The sequence below is a fragment of the Spirosoma areae genome (assembly GCF_054781775.1).
This window is the reverse complement of the sequence record NZ_BAAGTT010000054.1, coordinates 1-21,244: the sequence shown is the minus strand read 5'-3', so window position 1 is coordinate 21,244 and position 21,244 is coordinate 1. Positions and strand designations below refer to the sequence as shown.

Below are 21,244 nucleotides of genomic sequence, written 5' to 3'. Positions count from 1 at the left end.
CTGTCAGGCTGAAAACTTACCTGTTACTGTCACTATCCATTGTTCATTAAATGTGCCAGAACGCCTTCTTTCAGCGAATAGGTGGAAGTTCTTATTTGCTTGATGCCATATGCTTTTAACACATAATCAATCAGGCAAACGGCCACCACAATCATATCGACGCGTAGCTCAATCATGCCGGGAATCTGCATTCGTTCGGCCTGATTGCGGGTGACAAGCAATTCATAGGTGCGGTAAAACTCGGCAATGGGGAGGGTGAATGTCGCCTGTTCAGGATCGGGCAGATGACCACGCTCGTGCATGAACCACATATCCACCAGCGTATCGAACGAGCCGGATGACCCCGCCAGCACCACCGGTTGGTATTGGTGAACGGCGTTCGCCAGCGGCAGTAGTTGCTGCTGAAAATAATCATGCAGTCGATGGATGCTTCCGGGGTTGATGGGATCAGAATTCATGAAGCGTTCGCGGAGCCGCTGTCCGCCAATCTCAAAACTCTGTTTCCAGAAAATCCGCGACTGATTGCCCAGAATAAACTCTACGCTTCCCCCGCCAATATCCATGACCAGCGCCGTCTGATCATCTAAGGCGCCAGCCGCCCGAACGCCCTGGTAAATGTAGTCGGCCTCCTGCTCGCCCGAAATTACCCGAACCTGAATGCCCGTTGTGTGTTGAACCTGATCGATAAATTCCTGCTGATTTTTTGCTACCCGAATGGCGCTGGTGCCAATGGCCATAACCTGCTCCGGGGCAATGGTATGCTGGTCCAGCACCTGCCGGAAGTAAGTGAGCACGCCCAATGCCCGGCCAATGCCGTCATCGGTAATAAAGCCCTGATTAATACCGGCCTGCCCGATTTTGGCAGGTCGGCTTTCACGAAACAGGGTTGCATACGCTGAACCGACTTTTTCGGCAATAAACAGGTGAAATGTATTGGTACCTAAGTCAATTATGGCTTGCTTCATAGTCGCAAATCTATTACCTTTGCCGTCCGGTTTTAGCTAAATCACCATATTTTAAGACATGCTTATCATTAACGTAAAAGACAACGAGTCGATTGACAAGGCCCTCAAACGCTTCAAAAAGAAGTTCGAGAAAACGGGCGTGTTGCGGCAGTTGCGGTCGCGGACGGCTTTCCAAAAACCGTCGGTAAAGCGTCGCACAGAAATTATCAAGGCTGCCTACAAAGAGAGAATGTACGGTAACCACACCGAGCAGTAGAAACGCCGGTGGTGTGCAGTTGGCCCTGAATCGTTGAATGCGCAGTCAGCGATGCCAAACCGCCAATCAAGACACAGGAGCAGCAAGCAGGGATGTTTGCTGCTTTTTTTTGACCGCTCCGGCAGCCCGGCGGAATTTTTGTGATTAATATAATTGACATGATTAGATTTGGTACCGTATATAATCTCAGTAATCAATAAAATCAGATGAATCCGGCAGGGCAAACTGTTTGTTCCGACTTCCTCGCCCACATCCGCTACGAAAAACGCCTGAGCCACCACACCCTCACGGCGTATGCCAGCGACCTGGAGCAGTTCAGCAAATTTCTGGTAACGGAATGCAATGCCGGGCAGCCCGAACGGGCCGACTTTCGGCACATCCGGTCGTGGATTGTTAGTTTGGTGGAGAGTGGAATGGATAAATCGTCGGTGAATCGCAAGATTGCTACCCTGCGGAGTTTCTACGGGTTTCTGTTGCGCCGGAACGTACTTACCCTCGACCCGATGCTAAAAATTCAGGCCCTGAAAGCCAGCAAAAAACTGCCGCAGTATGTCGAAGAGAAGCCCATGGAGATGCTGCTCAATGACGTTGAGTTTCCCGCTACATTTGAGGGCATCCGCGACAAACTCGTGCTGGAATTACTCTACGGAACCGGCATTCGGCTGAGCGAGTTGATCGGGCTGAAAACTGTCGACCTGAACCTGTACGACAAAACAATTACCGTACTGGGCAAGCGGAATAAACACCGCATTGTGCCGCTCACGCAACCTTTGTTTGAGCTTGTCCAACAGTATAGCCGCCTGAAAGAGGAAGCGTTCGCCGGGCAGGCCGATGCGGTCTACTTAATCGTGAGTGATAAGGGAATTCAATCCTATCCGGTTCTGATTCAGCGCATTGTGAAACGGAATCTTACGTTAGTGACAACCCTCTCAACCAAAAGCCCCCACGTACTTCGCCACTCATTTGCTACCCACCTGCTCAACCGGGGCGCCGACCTGAACGCGATAAAAGATTTGCTCGGCCATAGTAGTTTGGCCGCTACGCAGATTTATACCCATACCAGCTTAGAGCAACTAAAGAAAACATACGACCAGGCCCATCCAAAGGCGAAAAAGTAACGCGGACGCAGGTCCGCAGGTTGTTAAGAGCGGACTTCCGTCCGCGTTACGCATGAATATCCTCCAAATGAGCCAGACGCTGTTCTATCTGATTGAACAGCAACCCAATTCTGAAAAGGTCGTAGCGTACCTGCGCCAGCAGGCCGATTCATTTCAGAGCAACCCGCAAACGCCGGTATTTTATCGTGTTTTCACGGCCCTGCCCCGCTTTGTTGGTAAACAAGCCGTTGACGTTCCGGCAGATGTCGCCTTTGCCCTGGAACGGGTGCGCCCCGGCTTCACCGTCGTCGACTGGACACTTGACCGACTCGCGCGGGTATGGTGGCTGCTTCAACTCCCTGCTGATGATGAAGCCATGTATGTCAGAACGATTGCACAACTTTTCAAGGCCGCTGAACTGAATGAATTAGTTGCGCTTTACTCGGCTCTACCCGTACTTGCCTACCCCGAAGCCTGGCGGTTTCAGGCCACCGAAGGCATCCGGAATAACATTGCCGATGTGCAGTCGGCCATTATGCTGCATAATCCTTACCCGGCTGATCAGTTCGACGAAGCGGCCTGGAATCAGATGGTACTGAAAGCATTTTTTACGGATAAAGACGTTACGCAGATCAGTAGGCTGGACGAACGAAAAAACGGCCAGCTTGCCCAAACGCTGGCCGATTACGCAGCCGAACGCCGGGCTGCCGGTCGGAGTTTGCCCCAACACATCGAGCGGCTAATGTAGTGCAAGGCCTAATACCACCGGTACGAAATACCCACCGACAGCATCAGCGAGGGGGCCGAGTTTTTCAATAGGTCGTAGGCGAAAAATATGTTTTGATACTGGGCCTGAACTTCGGCTCCTAACCCGCGTTCGCGCCCGCCGTAAACCTTCAGGCCAACGGCGGGTGCAATGGCTCCTTTAAACCCACTTTGCTGATCGCCCAGGGTGCCGAAAAAATTTGTGTAGTCGATGTAAGCCCCGCCCCCGGCAAGTTGCACATAGGGCCTGATGGCGGCAGCGTTAGTCGCAAAATAGTATGAAACGGAAGCCATTACCGGAATAATGGAAAGCGTGCGCGTTTGCACCGCCGAAATAGACTGGTCAGCCGCTGAAGACGAGTAGGTGTAAACCTGTCGGCCAAGCCGTTGCTGGGTATATTGGTAACCCGTCTTCATACCCAGCGAAAACCGTTGTGGAAACAGCCATTCACCTTCTAAACCGACATTAGTCGGCGAAATCTTGTCGATATAACCTTTCTGTCCGCCCATTGGAAGCGACACGCCGTAGCGGGCCGAAATGTTGAAGGTGACGTATCGATCATAAATGGATGACTCATTTCTGGAATCATTTTGATGCTGTGCCAGTGCACTAAGTGGTAGTGCCAGCAGCGCGAACAGGATGCCTGTGCGTTTCATAGTCTCTTAGTGAACTGCCTTTAAATAAGGCGATTGATTGAAAATAGCCGTGATAGCGGTATCGACATTCTCCGTTGTCGTCACATCCGAACCCCGGATGGTGGCGTCGTAAATGACTTTTAGTTGCGATTGCCCGATGCCGGTTGTAGCCGGACGGTTTTGTAAATCGACTACCTGAATTTCCCAATACTCATCCGTTACCTGGTAGGTGTAATAGCTCTGATAATAAGGTGAATAGCCGCCCAGTCCTCCAACGCCCCCGCCCCAGTAATTGCCGTAATACGAATAGGGATTGGTGCCTACGCCAGTGTATTGGTTGGTAACCCGAATCACGGCAACGCCCAGATCGGCGGTTTGTCCCTGAGCAACCCGCTGAAATCCCCGATTCGTCAGCGCTGTGGCCACATTTGTCGTAAATCGGCGTTCCAGCGCACCCAACGACGGTCGGTAACCATCATTCGATTCGATGACGACCGAGTCGGGCAGACTAAAAGTTTTGTACTGATTGAAATTGACAGAGCGGTCGAAGTTAGTGATATACACCTGTGCATCCTGTGGCGACAGGTCGTTAACGGCGTTTTCCCGGCAGGCGGTTAAACTGGCGCCTATCGTTAGCAGTAAGAGAACCCACTGACTCCCTTTTGCTGATTTACGTTGTTGAGACATACGGATGGTTGTATTTGTTGTTTATCTATAAAACGAATGGACTAATCCGAAGTTTAGCGAACGACGTAAAATCTGGCTAAAAATTAGGCGCGGGAAAAGGAAGATTTTTTGAGAACTTTGCCCGCCAATTGAGGACACACCTCACGTCCGCTTAATCAGGAATAACGTATGGACTTTATGGATTCTATTCGGGGTATGTCATTTTTCGATATGCACGTTCACATGACCTCCCGAACCACCGACGATTATCAGGCTATGGCCGATGCGGGTGTAGTCGCCCTGATTGAACCGGCTTTCTGGCTCGGTCAGCCCCGCACGGGCGTCGACTCGTTTCGGGATTATTTTGCCAGTTTGGTAGGTTGGGAGCGGTTTCGGGCGTCGCAGTTCGGCATTCGGCATTACTGCACCATCGGGCTGAACTCCAAAGAGGCCAATCAGGAAGAATTGGCCGAACAGGTTATGGAAATCTTGCCCCTGTTCATCTACAAAGAAGGCGTGGTTGGCGTGGGCGAAATTGGTTTCGATGATCAGACGGCCGCCGAAGAAAAATACTACCGGGCGCAGTTGGACCTGGCCAAAGAAGCCAGTTTACCGGTGCAGATTCACACGCCCCACCGCGACAAAAAACACGGCACCACCCGCAGTATGGACATTGCACTCGAACATGGTCTGGAGCCAGGCATGGTGATTGTCGACCATAATAATGAGGAAACGGTTCGCGAAGTGCTCGACCGGGGCTTCTGGGCAGGATTTACCATTTACCCGTTTACGAAGATGGGCAACGAGCGCATGGTTGACGTGGTGAAGCAGTACGGACCCGAACGAATCATGATTAATTCGGCTGCCGACTGGGGCATCAGCGATCCGCTGGCCGTACCGAAAACGGCTGCGCTGATGAAACAACGCGGCATTTCGGACGAAGCCATCCGGCTCGTGACGTTTACCAACGCCATTAGGGCCTTTGCCCAAAGCGGCCAGCTTAGCCTCGACGACTTTACGCAACCACTGGACATCGACCAAAGCCAGCGCTACAACGGCAGTTCGGTGCTGCGCGGTGGTCAGGCTCCGAGAATAGACAAAGAATCAACGATTATTAAATAGAATGATGAATGATAAATTAAAAAGTCGCCTATCATTCATCATTCATCATTCATCATTGAACAAATACAAGGCACTCCTCTCCCTTACCCGTCCGGCTAATCTGGTTACGGCTGTTGCCGATGTGCTGGCGGGTATGGCAATCGCGGGTTATTTTCAGGGCTTTTCCCCGGCTCCGGGCCCAATAGGCTGGCTTGTGCTGGCAACCGTGGGGCTGTATGGCGGGGGAGTCGTATTCAACGATGTGTTTGATGCGGAACTGGATGCCACTGAGCGACCCGAACGGGCTATCCCAAGTGGAACTGTCAGCAAAACCGCAGCTATACTGTTGGGCAGTTTTTTATTATTAATTGGCAGTATAGCCTCCTTCCTGGTGAATCAAACGGCTGGCTTTCTGGCGATTGCGATTGCTGTTGCCGCGCTTGTTTACGACCGCTTCGGAAAGCATCACCCCTGGCTGGGGCCGGTGAATATGGGCTTATGCCGCGGGCTGAATTTGCTTCTGGGCATCAGCATTATACCCAATCAGGTTATGCCCTGGGCCTGGGTTGGCGTGGTGCCAATTGTCTACATTGCCGCGATCACCATGATTAGCCGGGGTGAAGTTCACGGGGGCAGCGCAACTACACTTCGGGTGGCGGGCTTGCTCTATGCACTGGTCATTGGCTGTGTGGCAGCGCTGGCCCAACGACAGCAACAATTGGGAACTGCTCTGCCGTTTTTACTCTTATTTGGCTACTATATTTTTCCGCCACTCTGGCGGGCAGTGAACGAACCAATAGGCCGGAATATTGGCCTGGCGGTACGCGCGGGCGTTTTGTCGCTTATTGTTATGAACGCAGCCTGGGTAGCGGCCTTTGCGTCGTTTCCGCTGGCCCTGCTGGTGTTTTGTCTGTTACCTCTGTCGCGCCTGCTCGCGAAAGTATTTGCAGTAACGTAACTGGTCAAAGAGCAACGGGCCGTATGCCATATCTCCAAGATATGGCATACGGCCCGTTGCTCTTTGACCAGTTACTTACGCGTTCGCTGGCGTACAGAATTCTTCCAGCGCCATTTCGAGGTGCTGGGCAATCATCTGCGCCGATCGACCTTCAATGTGGTGCCGCTCAATGAAATGCACCAGGTCACCGTCTTTGAAAATACCGATGGCCGGCGACGAGGGCGGATAGGGCAACAGATATTCCCGCATTTTGGCAGTGGCTTCTAAATCGCCACCGGCAAAAACGGTCACCATTTTGTCGGGCTTTACGGAACTGGCTGCCAGAGCCGCCTTAACGCCCGGACGAGCCGCACCAGCCGCGCAGCCACATACCGAATTCACAACGACGAGCATGGTGCCTTCGGCGTTCTCCATGGTGTTCACCACGTCATCAGCGGTGGTTAGTTCATCGAACCCAACGCTGGTCAGGTCTTCCCGCATCGGGACAAGCAAATGAGGAGGATACATAATTGATTTACGATTTTTGAATTACGATTTGGGAAAAGAGACTTACGACGCTTGAATCACGCTACGAATTCTATCGTACATCATAATTCGTACATCGTATATCACATAAATCCAAGTTCAAGTTTGGCTACTTCCGACATCAGTTCGGTGGAGTAAGGCGGGTCGAAGGTCAACTCAACACTTACGTCGTTCACGCCTTCGACGGCCCGCACTTTCTCTTCGATTTCGGCTGGAATCGCCCCCGCTGAGGGGCAGGATGGCGAGGTCAGCGTCATCAGAATATAGACATTGTTGACCGGAAATATCTTGATGTCGTAGATGAGGCCCAGTTCATACACGTCCACCGGAATTTCGGGGTCATATACGCCTTTAAGGGCCAGCACGACTTGTTCTTTCAGTTCTGTTTCGTTCATAACAATGAGGCTACGCGGTTTGGTTTGAATACGCCCGGCCATATGCCTTCATGCGTTCGATCATCGATGCCAGCCCACCGGCCCGCAACGATGTAATGAGGTTGCCCATGCCCACGCGGGGAATAAAATACAGGTCGGCATTGGCCACAGCTTCGGGTTTTTCGCCCGACAGCACCCGAATCAATAGGCCCACTAACCCTTTGGAAATCTGAGCCGTTGGTTCGCTATCACCGTAAAAATACAATTTATCGTCTTTCAGTTCGGCATCGACCCATACTTTTGACTGACAGCCCATAATCCGGTTTTCGTTGGTTTTTTGGGTTTCGGGCATGGGGGGCAACTTTTTGCCTAAATCAATAATGTACTGCGTCTTGTCGAGCTGGTCATCGAACAAGTCGAATTCGTCGATAATCTCGTCCTGTTTTTCGTTAATAGTCATTGATTAAAGTTTACCAAGTGGTTGGCTCATTGGGCGAATGGCTAAAATTCGGAGTGTTTCATCTTGATATTGGTAGACTAACCGATACTTTCGGACGAATACTTCACGAATGAAGCTAATATCAAGATCGGGAACCATGCGCCCCATTTCTGGAAATACCATCAGCAGGTCAACTTTTTTGTCCAATTCATCTGACCAGTCTTCTGCCAAAATACCTGGTCGGGTAAATTTCCAAAACTTTCGATTACCTGATGTTTATCTAAAAGTGTTTCAATTTCCATAAACTACAAGGATTTAGCCCATCATAACATCATTTTCTGCACCCGGCGCAGGCCTGTAACGAGCCGGTCAACTTCATCTCTGGTGTTATAAACCGCAAACGAGGCCCGCGTAGTTCCGGCAATGCCGAAGCGTTGCATCAGCGGCATTGTGCAGTGATGACCCGTCCGAACGGCAATGCCCTGCTGATCCAGAATGACACCCGTATCCTGGTGGTGAATACCGGCCAGCACAAACGAGATAACCCCAATTTTGTGTTTTGCCTGCCCGATAATTCGCAGACCATCCAACTCCCTGAGTTGCTCGGTTGCGTAGAGAAGCAGGTCATTTTCGTGGGCGGCAATGTTTTCTTTTCCCAAACCGGCCATGTACTCAAGGGCGGTTTTAACGGCCACGACATCGGCGATGTTGGGTGTGCCAGCCTCGAATTTATACGGCAGATCGTTGTAAGTCGTCTTAGCAAAAGTGACTTCTTTAATCATCTCACCCCCGCCCCGATACGGTGGCATGGCGTCCAGAAGGTCTTTTTTGCCATATAGAACGCCCATGCCCGTTGGGCCATAGAGTTTATGGGCCGAGAATACGTAGAAATCAGCGTCGAGCGCCTGCACGTCGAGGTCGATATGCGAACTGGCCTGGGCACCATCAATCAGGACAACGGCCCCCACTTCGTGCGCTTTGTCGATGATGATTTTAACGGGATTGATGGTACCGAGCGAGTTGGAGACGTGAACGACAGAGACCAGTTTCGTGCGCTCCGACAGTAACTTTTCATATTCGTCCAGAATCAGTTCGCCGTTATCGTCAACCGGAATCACCTTGAGCACGCAACCCCGTTCTTCGCATAGCATTTGCCAGGGGACAATGTTGGAGTGGTGCTCCATGGTTGAGATAATAATCTCGTCGCCCTCGGTCAGAAACCGACGACCGTAGCTTTGCGCGACCAGATTGATGCCATCGGTGGTGCCATAGGTAAAGATGATTTCCTGCCAGTGTTTGGCATTCAGAAACGTCTGAATAGCCCGGCGCGACGCTTCAAAAGCCGCCGTTGCCTGCTCGGCCAAATGGTGAATGCCCCGGTGAATATTCGCATTATAGCCCTCATAATACCGGGTCAGGGCATTGATGACCGGCAGCGGTTTCTGGTTAGTAGCCGCATTGTCAAAATACACTAAGGGCCGACCATTCACCTGCTGATCGAGTATCGGAAAGTCCCGACGGATTTGTTGTATATCGAGGGCTGTATCTATGGCTGATTGCATGAGGAGCAGAAATGAAGCGTCAAAAAGTCCGTTAAGTCTATAAGGAAAACGCAAAGCAGGTTGAATTAGGTTCGGGTTCGAGGACGAATAGCCGGAAATTCACGGCTTAATTAGATGGAGTTAATCGTAGTAGAGAAATGGGGGAGTTGAAGTTGCCTATGCCGTGCCATAATCTGTTTATAGGCATTTGCTGGTTGATTGCCCATTGAATAGGTAGATATGTTTTGTCTAAAGAAGGAGTGAAACAGGCTCTTAATTGCGTTTAAAGCGAGATATTGAAAAATTATCATGTTTGTTGAGTTTTTGGGTGATTTCATCCGGTAAAATGGTGATTTCAGTCAGATTGCGTCGGAAGGTCATCTTTTCAGGGGAAAAATTATACTATCATTGTCTCGCATGATTTGATAAGGTTACATGCCGTATTGCTATTTTTTGTTCGTGCAAAAGCCACTCACCGACATGAAGCCACCACGCCACCTGCAGAACCGTACCGAAGGAGCGCCCGAAGCGATCATACCAAACCGGGGCATTTTTGAACTCACTCCCCGCGAATGGGAAGTGCTGATTCACATCAACGATGATCTGACCAATGCTGAAATTGCCGACCGACTCAACCTGACTACCAAAAGCGTTGTGAACTACCGCAACCGCATTGGCAGCAAACTTGATTTGCAGGGTGCCCGCAAACTGGCCCGTTTTGTCCGAAAACATCAGGATGAGCTGCGCCAATGGCATGAGCTACTAACTGATAAATGCCCTTCCGGCGATTTAGTTACATAGGCGTGCAGACGATAGTTGGAAAGCTCAAAAAGTCGTATTATTTAAACCACTTTCTTAAAAAAAAATAGGGAGCAAACTCCTCAATTTTTGAGGAGTTTGCTCCCTATTTTGGGCTAGTAGAGGGCAATATCTTTGTTGTTAAGAAAGCTGCTGAAACCCATGTCGACTAAAGTAGAAGCGGCTTTTGAGTATATGTTTCACGTAAACTCTAATTAGGCTTACTATGAAAATACTTACTAAGCTTTCTTTTCTGCTTCTACTGCTATTTGTTACAACGCTGACGATGGCAAAGTCAGGAACATCCGTCGGTAGTAACCATGCTACAGGACGCACTGTGGTGAAAACCCGCCCTCAAACAGCAATGGTATCGGCTTCAAAAATCAAGCAAAAGATGATAGAAAGATGCATCCGGTGCCGTGAAAAGGGAAAAGGTGAAATGGAATGCTGGCAGATACCATGTCCCAACTAATAGGACTAATTGATTTCTCAAAACAAAACTTAATTCAAAATGAAAACACTAATGACACTTTCACTTGCTGTTGCATTAAGCGCCGGTGCCACAGCTAAATTTGCCGATAAATGTTATAGAATCAACTATAACGTCATTACGCAGAAAGCAAAAGTTACTGAAATTCCGTGTCCGAAAGACTAATGGCAGGTTGTTCCTCTCAGGCTGATAGGTCTGGGAGGAATTTATTAATTCATAAAAATATAAAAACTATGAAATTTTTTTTCCTGATGCTAACCTTTGTTGTTAGTACTCTTAGTGCATCTGCTCAAAAGAATATCTCACAAAGCCGCTTTAGCTACCAGAAAACTACATCGCTTTTTTCGCAAATTATTGACTCACGAGTTGAGGATTTATTTTATAATGGATCCGAAAGTGTGTATGTAATGTATGCCAAAGATTTAGTGCCTCCAACAGATTCTACGACTACTACGAGTTCGGGGGATAGGATTACAGTGGAATGGGATGATTCTGGCGATGGCAAGGATTTTACGTTATATAAGGATTATACGAAAGGCCTAATGACTCTACGAACAGCCTTCTCGAATAATAAAAAGTGCATTGTTAACGATTCAATTCCACAATTACATTGGAAACTCGAAGCCCAAAAGAAACGGATTGGCCCGTATCTGTGCCAAAAGGCTACAACAACGTTTAGGTGTGCAAAATATACTGCCTGGTTTACAACGGCCATTCCCCTAAGTATTGGGCCTGGAAAATTGAGTGGCCTGCCGGGACTAATTGTTGAAATTGTAAACGAACGCGCTAATATTGCCTACAAACTGCTTACAGCCGAATATCCAACCGCTAAAAAAACATACCTCATTGCTCCTCCAAATACGGGAGACCCTACTTTCTCATTTACTGAGTATAAGAAAATTGAGTTAATGGAGGAAGATAAACAAAGAAAGTTTATAAGCGGGACAGCCGCTGATCCGAGAAACCCAGAAATCTTAACCCAAAGTCCAGAGTGTTTAGAAGGTCGATAATATGGTGCGTTATTTTTTGGTTTGGTTTAGTCTTCTATTATTGTCGGGGTTGTGCATTAACGCGCAACCCCTTCCTATTACCGGTTATGTTCATAATGAATCAACGCAGCAACCTATCGAATCGGCGTACATTACAGTACTTAATGGTTCCGATAGCCTCGTGGTCGCCTTTGCCCGTACTAATTCAAAAGGTGCTTTTAGTCTTAACTTCACACCTGAACCAGTACAAAGCTATTTATTAAAAGTCTCTCACATCAGTTACCGTGAATCAACACAGGCGTTGCCGACCAGCCAGGATTTAGTCAGGCCAATTCTCATTCAGCTTAAATTAGGGCAACTAATTCTTAATGAGGTTCAGGTAACCGCGCGAGTGCCCATTCGGGAACAGGGAGATTCAACGCGCTATAGAGTCAACTCGTTTATGAATGGGTCAGAGCGGACCCTCGAAGAGGTATTGAAAAAGATGCCCAATATTCGGGTAGAAGACAATGGTGATATCTATTTCAAAAATCAGCGCGTTGAGAAAATATTCTTAGATGGGGATGACCTCGTTGGTAACACCCATCAACTCGCCACGCGTAGTATTAATCCGACTTTACTAAACGAAGTACAGGCCATAGAGCACTTTTCGGAGAACAAACTGTTGCGAAAAATTGAGCAATCGAACCAAACCGTACTAAACCTCACAGTCAAAAACAATCGACAAACATTACTCTTTGGTATGCTGGACGCAGGAGGTGGTCCACAACGATATGATGCTGTGGGGAATTTGTTTTCGTATCAGAAGAAGTTGAAAGGATTTTCGGTTTTATCGGCTAATAACGTTGGTACGAAGCGGTTAGAGATTAATGACATAAGCACCAACGTACTGGCGGATGATCGCTCAACCAGCGAACAATTAGTTATAAAGCCATTTACACAAACAGCCCAACCATTCGCACGTAATCTCAACTCACCCCTGGAGAATTTCAATAACGAACGGGTAGGAACATTTAATGTCGCTTTGACTCCACTACAAAAACTGAAGTTTACGGCTAACCTAACCCTGTTTCAGGATCGGGTCTGGGATGCCCGGTTGCAATCGGTCCAGCTAATCAACGATACTCCTTTTTCCTACCAACAGTCCGACACCTTGCATCAACATCCTACATTGGCGCACTTGCGTTTACAGGCAGCTTATGACTGGTCGAAAAATACAACCCTAATTTATAAAGGGGCCTTTGGTACAAAAACGATTAAGTTAGACCAAACAACATACTTTACTGCATCTGGGGTAGCATCGCTCTTTCCACAACAGTTTATCAACACAACTGAGGATAACCAGCATTCCTTTGAACTAACGCACAAATTGAGCGCCACTAATGCTGTTGTTGTCATGATGCAGGCCACTGACACCCGGCTGGCAGAACGAATGTACAGTCGGTTAAATTCGTTGTTGGCGATGGAAATCTTTCCTTTCCTGCCTGCTGGCAATACTGTACTCAATCAGGAAATTAATCAGCGGCACCAATACTATTCCGGTCAGTTTAAATGGTTATATGGCATAAAAAAGCGAAAGTTTGAGCAACGGATAGGTTATTCATGTAGTGTTTTTGGTGTAAACTTCCGGCAGAAAATCAATCCCGTTTTAGTAAATAGTGACACCCTAAACCTATCGCGTCAATCACTATTTAGCCGCACTGCGGCTAAACTAACGGGGCGTGTTCTCGAGATATCGGGCCATTTACAGATCGACTTAGTCAATGCTTCTATAGATACACGAGGTTATAACCGCGCTCTTGTACAGGCTAATCTAACAACTATGTGCCGACTTGGTTCCCTAAGCCGGGTGGCACTTGCCTACGACCGCCAGGTTAATCCTGTAGCAAACTCCCTGCTTATTAATAAGATTATCATTACGGATTTCCGGTCGGCTCAAGAGGGTTATCAGAGTTTATTGTTCGATAATCGGGACCAACTTTCAGTAAGCTATACGTACACCGATGTAGCCCTGCGGAAAATGACATTCTTTGCAACCCTATTTGCACTTCGGTCGAATGATCTTTGGAGTCTATCAAACTATAGGTTATTGTCAGACTATTCAGTGCTTAGCCTTATTAATACGCCACACATAAATACATGTGGAGCCAACCTCTTGCTGGAGAAACTTGTTTATCCGCTTTCTGGAAATATTCGATTAGATGCAAAATTGATGCGTAATAAATTTCAACAAGTTGTGAATGGTCAATTAAGAACAACTATTGGCTATATCCCTATGGCAACAGCTAAATACATTTCTGTTTTTGAATCACCATTCAATGTAGAAACAGGGGCAACCTATCAGCGAACCGTACTAACAGCTTTTCAAAGCGAACAATCGCTTCAACAATCATTTACCATGCTCAATGCATACATCCGCTTATTCTATCGTCAGAAAAAATATCAATTGGATTTAACTGGCGAGATAAACCAAATTCAGCAGAATACTTTTTCTTTTTTAAAGGGTAATGTGAATTACCAATTCAGCCCTAAACTTCAACTACGGCTCGAAGGCACTAACCTTCTAAATCAAACTGTAAATCGGCAGTTAGGAATCACGCCAACAACATATTCAGAAGGAACTTATCCGCTACTCAACCGGATGGTTCTACTGTATGCTCGGTATAGTTTTTAATTGCAAAAAAAACGTGCCAGGCACTTAAACCTGGCACGTTAGAAAATCATTCTACCCCTCTATTCATTACTTACCCAACTTCTCTGTTACCACCTTTTCCAGATACTCGCGGATGGGCTGGATTTTGATTTGGCTCAGCACGTCCTGCGAGAAGGCGTAGAGCAGCAGCGTCCGGGCTTCGTCTTTCGGAATCCCCCGCGACCGCATGTAAAACAGCGCTTCGTCGTTGAGTTGGCCGGTGGTGGTGCCGTGCGAACACTTCACGTCGTCGGCGAAGATTTCCAACTGGGGCTTGGTGTTCATGGATGCCCCCGGCGACAACACCACATTCTTGCACGACTGGTAGGCGTTGGTTTTCTGGGCGTCGGGCCGAACGAAAATTTTCCCGTTAAATACGCCCGTGCTGTTGTCGTCTAAGATGCCTTTATACAGTTCGTTGCTGTAGGAGTTGGGCATGGCGTGGTCAACGAGGGTATGGTTGTCTACGTGCTGCCGACCGTTAGGCATATACAGCCCATACATAAAGGCTTCGGCATGTTGCCCATCGAGCCGGATGTTCAGGTTGTTACGCACGAAATTGCCGTCGAGTGTTACCGTTGCCGAATAAAAATGGGTGTTGTCAGCCTGGTTTACCTGCGTGGTGCCAATGTGATAAGCTTTATCAGTTTCGTTCTGAACTTTATAGTATTGCATCCGGGCGTCGCGGTCGAGAACAATCTCCGTCACGACGTTAACGAAACTGGCACCGTCGCCCAGTGTGCGATACGATTCGGCCAGCATCAACTCTGCGTTTTTGCCAATCACAATGAGATTACGCGGCTGCGAGGCTATATTTTTTGTGCGCGAGTCGGTAATGAAGCGGAGAATAATCGGTTGCTCAACGGTGGTGTTGTCTGGCACCCGCACCACCACGCCATCGCTGGCTAAAGCTGTATTCAGGGCCGTGAAGGCATTCTCCTGATAGTCGGCATAGCGGGCAAAATGTGCCCCAATGAAGTCAGGGTCGTTTTTTAACGTCTCGGCGAAACTCGTAATTTGCACCTGATTCGTCGGGCTGACAATCCGCGAAAGTTCGGGATGATACCGGCCATTGACGAAGTACAGCAGATTGCCGTCGAGGTTAGGAATTTCGAGCTGGGCCAGGTCATCAATTGTCAGCGTGGTTGTATCATCCAGATCAAAAGCCTGTTTAAGTAAACCGTTTACATTGGTGTATTTCCACTCTTCGTGTCGGATGGTTGGAAAACCAAGCTGCTCGAATTGCTTCAGGGCCGCCCGCCGGAGTTGATGAATGGGTGCTTTCCGTTCGCCATTCATCCGCTCTTCGTTGTCCCGAAAAGACGTCAGCAACTGCTCTTTAAACTCGTTATAGGATGCGTAGGAGGGAGTCATGTTTTTAATGATGAATGATTGAATGATGAATGATAAATGACTCTTGCTAAATCATTTATCATTCATCATTCATCATTAATTTATACCGCTTCAGCTCTAATCCAGTCATAGCCTTTCTCTTCCAGTTCGAGGGCCAATTCTTTTGGGCCTGATTTAACGATGCGGCCATTGTAGAGTACATGAACGTAATCGGGTACAATGTAATCCAGCAGTCGCTGATAGTGCGTTACGACGATGGTAGCTCGCTCCGGCGACCGAAGTTTATTGACTCCATCGGCCACTATCCGCAGGGCATCAATGTCTAAGCCCGAATCAGTCTCGTCAAGAATAGCCAGCCTGGGTTCAAGCATCGCCATCTGAAAAATCTCGTTCCGTTTTTTCTCTCCTCCTGAAAACCCTTCGTTCAGCGACCGGCTTAGTAAGGACTGGTCGATGTTGACGAGTTTCATTTTTTCTTTCATCAACTTCAGAAACTGCACCGCGTCGAGGGAGTCCTGCCCGCGATACTTGCGGATTTCATTCATAGCTGTTTTCAGGAAATTCGTCGTGCTCACGCCCGGAATTTCAATGGGGTACTGAAACGCCAGAAAAATACCTTCGGCCGCCCGTACTTCGGGAGCCATCTCGGTTAAGTCCTGCCCCTCGAATAAAATACTGCCGCTCGTTACGGCATAGTCCTCACGACCTGCCAGAACGGATGCCAGTGTGCTCTTGCCAGCCCCATTGGGACCCATAATCGCGTGAATCTCACCGGCGTTAACGTCTAAATTAAGCCCTCTAAGTATTTCTTTAGCGCCAATGGAGGCATGTAAATTACTGATAGATAACATAATAAGGTGTATTGTGACAGGCAAACAAGCCGCAAAGATAACAGATGCAAGGCGATCTGCCCTGTTAACTAACAAAATGAGAAGCTTAAAAGTTGGCTCCGTTCCGGCTTATTCATGATACACAAAAAAGTCCTCTATGTGGAGGACTTTTTTGTGTATAAACCGACTGCGCTTTTCGGGTGAACATAGTAGGAATCAGCCTTGATGATTTTACCACGTAATGCCGGGGTTACTCTTAACGTAATCGCTGAATCACTAAAGGTACACACCTGGCCGGTGGGCAATTTACGCTTGTTCCAATTGTGAGAATACCCGGATCAAGTTCTTGGAAACAACCGGCATTATCGCTCACCCGTACCGTAATCCCGAACGAGCCGGTAGCCGACGGCGTCCCCGAAATGATACCCGCTGGCGATAAGGCCAGACCGGCTGGCAGTGTGCCCAACGTAACGCTGTAGCTGTACGGCCCCGTGCCGCCACTGGCAACCAGCGTCACGTTATAGGGCATGCCCACCGTACCGTTCGGCAGCGAAGCGGGCGAGAGCGTAAACGGCGGACAGGTTGTGGTCGAGCCGCAACTCGCCGGCGCGGTATACTGGGCCGTGGCCGAGCCACAACCGGGCAGGGTTGCGGTGATAGTGCGGGTCAGGCCATCCGAAGGTACACCGATGAAGGTTGCCGTGAAGGTATTGCTGGTGCCCGCTGTGGTGGCGACGACCTGGCTGGTGATCCCGTTGGAGATCGATAGTATCTGGCCACCGGCGGGGTTCTGTAGCACCACGACCGCCGTGGTCGAATACGTGTTGGTAGCGGTCAGACACGGACCGACGGTGACGGTCGGGGTTTGGACCTGACAGACCAGGGTGGGCGTACAGGAAATGGGAGCCGTGTAACTGGCCGTGGCCGAACCGCAACCGGGCAGACTGGCCGTGATGGTGCGGCTGGCCCCGTCCGACGGCAACCCGTTGAAGGTGGCTGTATAGGTGAAACTGCTCAGCCCCCCGGCCACCGTAGTGGTCAGGCTGGTTGCGCCATTGCTGACGGTCAGTACCCCCGCTGTGGTGTTAGCCAGCGTGACGGCCGCCGTGGTCGAGTAGGTGTTCGTCGCAGTGGCACAACTGCCCACCGTTATGACCGGTGTACCCACCGAACAGGCCGGTGCAGCCCCTGAACAACTGGCCGGAGCCGTGTAGGTGATGGGGGTTGCTGAGCAGCCCGGCAGGGAGGCTATCACCGTGCGGGTTGCCCCGTTCGAGAGCAGCCCGTTGAAAATGGCTGAGACCGTGGCCGTGCCCACCAGCGTAGGCACAGCGAAGGTCAGGCTGGCTGGTCCATCAGTCACGGTCAGCGTACCCGCCGTTGGATTTGTTAACGTTACCAACACCGTGTTGGAGAAGGTATTTGTCGCCGTAGCACACAGGCTGCGGGTTGTTATAGCACTGACCGAACAGGCCGGTGCAACCGAGCAGGAGGCCGGGGCGGTGTAATTAACACTCTGCGAACTACAACCGGGCAGGTTGGCGGTGATGGTGTGTGTACTGGCATCGGAAGTCAGTCCGTTGAACGTAGCCGTAAAAGTAAAGCTGCCCAATCCACTGATAATGGTGGATGTCAGGCTGCGCGGCCCGTCAGTAACCGTCAGCACCCCGGCGGGTGGATTGATCAGTGTAACGACTGCCGTAGTCGAGTAGGTGTTGGTGGCCGAAGCACAACCTCCCGCCGTGACCACAGGACTATTGATTACACAAACAGGAACTGCCGAGCAACTGGCTGGGGCGGTGTACTGGGCCGTCGCTGAGCCGCAACCCGGCAAGGTGGCCGTGATGGTGCGGGGTAGTCCGCTGGAGACCAGCCCATTGAAAACCATCGTGAAGGTATTGGAACTGCCCGCCGTCGTGCTGAAAGGCTGACTGGTCGTGCCATTCGAGATGGTCAGCGTACCGCCACTGGCTGGGTTCTGGATCGTCACCAGGGCCGTAGCCGAGTAGGTATTCGTGGCACTGGCACAGGCTCCTGCCGTCACTACGGGCGTACCTACCGAACAAATCGGTGCTGTTGAACAGGACGCCGGAGCCGTGTAGGTAGTAGTCGTTGACGAACAGCCCGGCAGGTTAGCCGTTACGGTGTGTAGAGAGCCATTGGACACAATATTGTTGAACGTAGCCGTGTAGGTCGCGCTGCTCACAGCAGTCGTGGCGAAGGTCAGACTGGCCGGGCCGTCGCTCACGGTGAGCACACCGGTCGTTGGGTTTGTCAATCTCACTACTACGGTGTTCGTAAACGTGTTGGTGGCCGTTTGGCACAAGCCCGCTGTTGCAATAGCACTCAGGCTGCACATGGGCGCGACCGAACAGGAGGCTGGAGCTGCATAGGTAGCCGTGGTGGTGCCGCAACCGGGCAGGGTGATTGTTGCCATATGACTGGCTCCATCGGAAGGCAAGCCAGCGAAGACCGCCGTAAACGAACCGGTATTAGCCGCAATCGCCTGGCTAATGGGGGCCGACCCCGGAATGCTGACAGTAAGCGTACCCGCCAGCGCATTGGTCAGGCCGATGGCTACCGTTGCTGAGTACGTGTTGGTGGCGGTAGCGCATACCCCCGCCGTAGCTGTAGCTGATAAGGAGCACACGGGTGCTACCGAACACGAAACAGGAGCTGTATAGATCTGACTGACAGGGGAGCAGGCTGAGTTGGAAAAACTGGCCGTGACGGTGTAGGTCTGCCCATTGCTGACGAGGCCGCTGTAGCTAAAGGTACCCGTAGCGTTACCGACGGGTAGGGTCAGACTACGGGGCGAAAAAGCGCCCGAACTAATAACCAGTGTGCCACTGGTGGGTACGTTGGTAGCCGCCAGCGTTCCGGATAGCACATACGTATTCGTGGCTGGAGCGCACGAGCCTGGCGATAACGTCATAGACACACTGCAGGTCTGTGCTTCAGCACGTTGCGACAGGAATAAAGTCAGAATCAGTATGAACGCAGCGTTGGCTGTACCGAGCTGACGTATGAAAACTTCGTAATTCGTTTTCGACCGTAGTATGCTGGTAGAAATGTACATATAGTGCCAGGATTAGTAAGTGGGGTTTACCCGCTCACCAAATGGCAAAGGCTATGCCAGCCGCAACATTTTAGTTGTAGTAGTGAAGAAAGAGTCTTTAAGGTTTACTAATAAGTATTATTAGTTTATTGTTGTGTTTAGTTTTAGGAATGTCATTTCCTTCCTGATCGATGTACAAAAACGATGCCACCTTAGCAGCTACAAGGCACTTGACAAGGGCAGCGCCAGCCGGAAAGACATTCGTTACCATTATTAACCTACCGAGTCCGTTTAATTACAATCGGTACATAGTTAGTTGGTGGACATCCAGTCTCTAATCCAGCATCTATCTCCAGAATATGATTGGTTAACACCAGTGTAATCGGCGCAGAGTGGCCCATTATGGGGTTGGCATCACTGGTCACGTTCGCTGGTACACCCGACTCGTTGGGTTTGGTGCTGATGAAATAGCCTGGAGGTAAGTCGTATTATCAAACTCGGCCACATTGGTACCCGCCGGGAGATTTGGGAACAGATACAGCCCACCACCCGAGATTATCGTGGCCGGTACCACCGTATAGTTTCCCGGTATTGTTTCCGGAAGCAACCGCACTACCCCACCGATACCCAATTCGCCGACATCCCGTCGCCCAGACCACCGAACCAATACTGGCAACACGAATGTAGCCCGCACCTTAGCTTGACTTTAGCCTTTTATTAAGAAACCCAACGGGTGTTTAGTGTGTAACTTTTGGTCGCCAAACTCAAATCACCATGCCCATTTTACCCGACGAGGTTCTCTCCGTACTACCACTATACGAAAGCCTGTTTTGCGTTATGGCAAATGTACTTATTGATTATTTAGTGCCGTTCGTGTTAAGCGATTTTGAAACAGCCAGTGAAATGGTTTAGGCTGATAAAACTCACTCTGTATCTACGCCGAAACGGGTTCGGTAAGTCAGCCCATATTGGGTAAGCAGCTAGCTACTAACCGATTAGTAAGGACCACGAAAAAGTCCACCCAGTAGAGTGGACTTTTTCGTTTAGACAGACTTCAGGTTGGCGCAACGCATTATAGGCGAGGCCCCCGCTTAGTCCTGCTGATAAAAAGAGGAACACACACCACCGGAGGACACGGGCAGGCCGTTGGCTGCAACACTACCGTCATATCGCTGGAACAACCCGAAGGATTATATACCCGCACCGTGTAGGCCTGGGCAGCGGCTGGATTTGCTAAGGTACTTGCCAGCACCCCGCCTGCCGGGATTGCCTGAGCCGCCCCCGACAGCAAAGCCCCTGGATTGAAACTCGCTCCCAGCGAATACTGGTACGTGTAGCCCGGCTGGAACTGGCTCAACACGATCTGACCATTCGCCTGGGGCGTACCGCCGATACAGGTACCGGGAACAACTATAGCCGTTACACTAACCGAACAAATTAGCGTTGGTGAACAGGAAACTGGGGCGGTGTAAGAGACATGGGCGGGGTCACAGCCGGGCAAACTGGCTACCACCGTATGCGACGCACCGTCTGAAACCAACCCCTCAAAACTGGCCGTGAAGCTGCTGGGGCTAAGAGCACTCGTTGAGAAGGTCAGGCTTTTGCCACCCGTGCTTAGTGTCAGCACACCCGCTGGCGGATTGGTCAGTTGGACCAGGGCCGTGGCCGAGTAGGTGTTGGTGGCCGTCTGGCATAAACCCGCTGTCACCGT

Annotated in this window: 21 protein-coding genes; 8 read left to right on the top strand and 13 right to left on the bottom strand. The window is 50.0% G+C overall.

The window, feature by feature from the left end; translation table 11 throughout:
* Positions 1–32 precede the first annotated feature (32 nt).
* Positions 33–965: a Ppx/GppA phosphatase family protein gene (locus tag ACYVI1_RS30430; protein ID WP_460915351.1), complete on the bottom strand. Its 933-nt coding sequence runs from the start codon at positions 963–965 to the stop codon at positions 33–35.
* Between the two features lie 58 nt (positions 966–1,023).
* Between ACYVI1_RS30430 and rpsU the strand changes: the two genes are divergently transcribed.
* The 3 genes from rpsU to ACYVI1_RS30415 all read left to right on the top strand — a co-directional run bounded on the left by rpsU (position 1,024) and on the right by ACYVI1_RS30415 (position 3,066).
* The gene (gene rpsU, locus ACYVI1_RS30425) at positions 1,024–1,221 is read left to right on the top strand and encodes a 30S ribosomal protein S21 (RefSeq protein ID WP_012924721.1); all 198 of its coding nucleotides are present in this window, start codon (positions 1,024–1,026) and stop codon (positions 1,219–1,221) included.
* Between the two features lie 206 nt (positions 1,222–1,427).
* Positions 1,428–2,339 (top strand): tyrosine-type recombinase/integrase, encoded by a 912-nt coding sequence (locus ACYVI1_RS30420; RefSeq protein ID WP_460915350.1) that lies wholly within the window; start codon positions 1,428–1,430, stop codon positions 2,337–2,339.
* Positions 2,340–2,391: 52 nt separating this feature from the next.
* Complete coding sequence (locus ACYVI1_RS30415; protein ID WP_460915349.1) at positions 2,392–3,066, top strand: EboA domain-containing protein; 675 nt, start codon at positions 2,392–2,394, stop codon at positions 3,064–3,066.
* 8 nt (positions 3,067–3,074) lie between these two features.
* Here the strand turns inward: ACYVI1_RS30415 and ACYVI1_RS30410 are convergent, their stop codons facing one another.
* Positions 3,075–3,740, bottom strand: a complete 666-nt coding sequence (locus ACYVI1_RS30410) for a hypothetical protein (protein WP_460915348.1) — start codon at positions 3,738–3,740, stop codon at positions 3,075–3,077.
* A gap of 6 nt (positions 3,741–3,746) precedes the next feature.
* Positions 3,747–4,406 carry a DUF4136 domain-containing protein gene (locus ACYVI1_RS30405; RefSeq protein ID WP_460915346.1) on the bottom strand — a complete coding sequence of 220 codons (660 nt, stop codon included), beginning with the start codon at positions 4,404–4,406 and terminating at the stop codon, positions 3,747–3,749.
* 168 nt (positions 4,407–4,574) lie between these two features.
* Between ACYVI1_RS30405 and ACYVI1_RS30400 the strand changes: the two genes are divergently transcribed.
* Together ACYVI1_RS30400 and eboC are read left to right on the top strand one after the other, a co-directional pair.
* A complete protein-coding gene (locus ACYVI1_RS30400; protein WP_460915344.1) occupies positions 4,575–5,507 on the top strand; it encodes a TatD family hydrolase in 933 nt (310 codons plus the stop codon).
* A gap of 55 nt (positions 5,508–5,562) precedes the next feature.
* On the top strand, positions 5,563–6,444 hold the full coding sequence (eboC, locus tag ACYVI1_RS30395; RefSeq protein ID WP_460915343.1) for a UbiA-like protein EboC: 882 nt from the start codon (positions 5,563–5,565) through the stop codon (positions 6,442–6,444).
* 75 nt (positions 6,445–6,519) lie between these two features.
* Here eboC and ACYVI1_RS30390 read toward each other — a convergent pair whose 3' ends face one another.
* The 5 genes from ACYVI1_RS30390 to ACYVI1_RS30370 all read right to left on the bottom strand — a co-directional run bounded on the left by ACYVI1_RS30390 (position 6,520) and on the right by ACYVI1_RS30370 (position 9,344).
* Positions 6,520–6,951 carry a BrxA/BrxB family bacilliredoxin gene (locus ACYVI1_RS30390; protein WP_460915342.1) on the bottom strand — a complete coding sequence of 144 codons (432 nt, stop codon included), beginning with the start codon at positions 6,949–6,951 and terminating at the stop codon, positions 6,520–6,522.
* Positions 6,952–7,052: 101 nt separating this feature from the next.
* Positions 7,053–7,364: a DUF59 domain-containing protein gene (locus tag ACYVI1_RS30385; RefSeq protein WP_460915341.1), complete on the bottom strand. Its 312-nt coding sequence runs from the start codon at positions 7,362–7,364 to the stop codon at positions 7,053–7,055.
* Positions 7,365–7,374: 10 nt separating this feature from the next.
* Entirely contained in the window at positions 7,375–7,803 is a 429-nt protein-coding gene (locus tag ACYVI1_RS30380; RefSeq protein ID WP_460915340.1) for a SufE family protein, read from the bottom strand.
* A 3-nt stretch (positions 7,804–7,806) separates the two neighbouring features.
* Entirely contained in the window at positions 7,807–8,013 is a 207-nt protein-coding gene (locus tag ACYVI1_RS30375) for a type II toxin-antitoxin system RelE/ParE family toxin (RefSeq protein WP_460915339.1), read from the bottom strand.
* Positions 8,014–8,105: 92 nt separating this feature from the next.
* A complete protein-coding gene (locus ACYVI1_RS30370) occupies positions 8,106–9,344 on the bottom strand; it encodes a SufS family cysteine desulfurase (RefSeq protein WP_460915338.1) in 1,239 nt (412 codons plus the stop codon).
* Positions 9,345–9,803: 459 nt separating this feature from the next.
* Here ACYVI1_RS30370 and ACYVI1_RS30365 point away from each other — a divergent pair, with 459 nt between their 5' ends.
* The 3 genes from ACYVI1_RS30365 to ACYVI1_RS30355 all read left to right on the top strand — a co-directional run bounded on the left by ACYVI1_RS30365 (position 9,804) and on the right by ACYVI1_RS30355 (position 14,274).
* Positions 9,804–10,124 (top strand): response regulator transcription factor, encoded by a 321-nt coding sequence (locus ACYVI1_RS30365; RefSeq protein WP_460915337.1) that lies wholly within the window; start codon positions 9,804–9,806, stop codon positions 10,122–10,124.
* A gap of 720 nt (positions 10,125–10,844) precedes the next feature.
* Positions 10,845–11,621, top strand: coding sequence for a GLPGLI family protein (locus ACYVI1_RS30360; RefSeq protein WP_460915335.1), 777 nt, complete (start codon positions 10,845–10,847; stop codon positions 11,619–11,621).
* 1 nt (position 11,622) lies between these two features.
* Complete coding sequence (locus ACYVI1_RS30355) at positions 11,623–14,274, top strand: carboxypeptidase regulatory-like domain-containing protein (RefSeq protein ID WP_460915334.1); 2,652 nt, start codon at positions 11,623–11,625, stop codon at positions 14,272–14,274.
* 66 nt (positions 14,275–14,340) lie between these two features.
* Here the strand turns inward: ACYVI1_RS30355 and sufD are convergent, their stop codons facing one another.
* The 5 genes from sufD to ACYVI1_RS30330 all read right to left on the bottom strand — a co-directional run.
* Positions 14,341–15,666: a Fe-S cluster assembly protein SufD gene (gene sufD / locus ACYVI1_RS30350; RefSeq protein ID WP_460915333.1), complete on the bottom strand. Its 1,326-nt coding sequence runs from the start codon at positions 15,664–15,666 to the stop codon at positions 14,341–14,343.
* Between the two features lie 80 nt (positions 15,667–15,746).
* A complete protein-coding gene (gene sufC / locus ACYVI1_RS30345) occupies positions 15,747–16,496 on the bottom strand; it encodes a Fe-S cluster assembly ATPase SufC (protein ID WP_460915332.1) in 750 nt (249 codons plus the stop codon).
* 235 nt (positions 16,497–16,731) lie between these two features.
* On the bottom strand, positions 16,732–19,410 hold the full coding sequence (locus ACYVI1_RS30340) for a hypothetical protein (RefSeq protein ID WP_460915331.1): 2,679 nt from the start codon (positions 19,408–19,410) through the stop codon (positions 16,732–16,734).
* A gap of 544 nt (positions 19,411–19,954) precedes the next feature.
* Entirely contained in the window at positions 19,955–20,227 is a 273-nt protein-coding gene (locus ACYVI1_RS30335) for a hypothetical protein (RefSeq protein ID WP_460915329.1), read from the bottom strand.
* 378 nt (positions 20,228–20,605) lie between these two features.
* Positions 20,606–21,244, bottom strand: a 639-nt coding sequence (locus ACYVI1_RS30330) for a hypothetical protein (RefSeq protein ID WP_460915327.1), incomplete at its 5' end; no start/stop codon positions are given.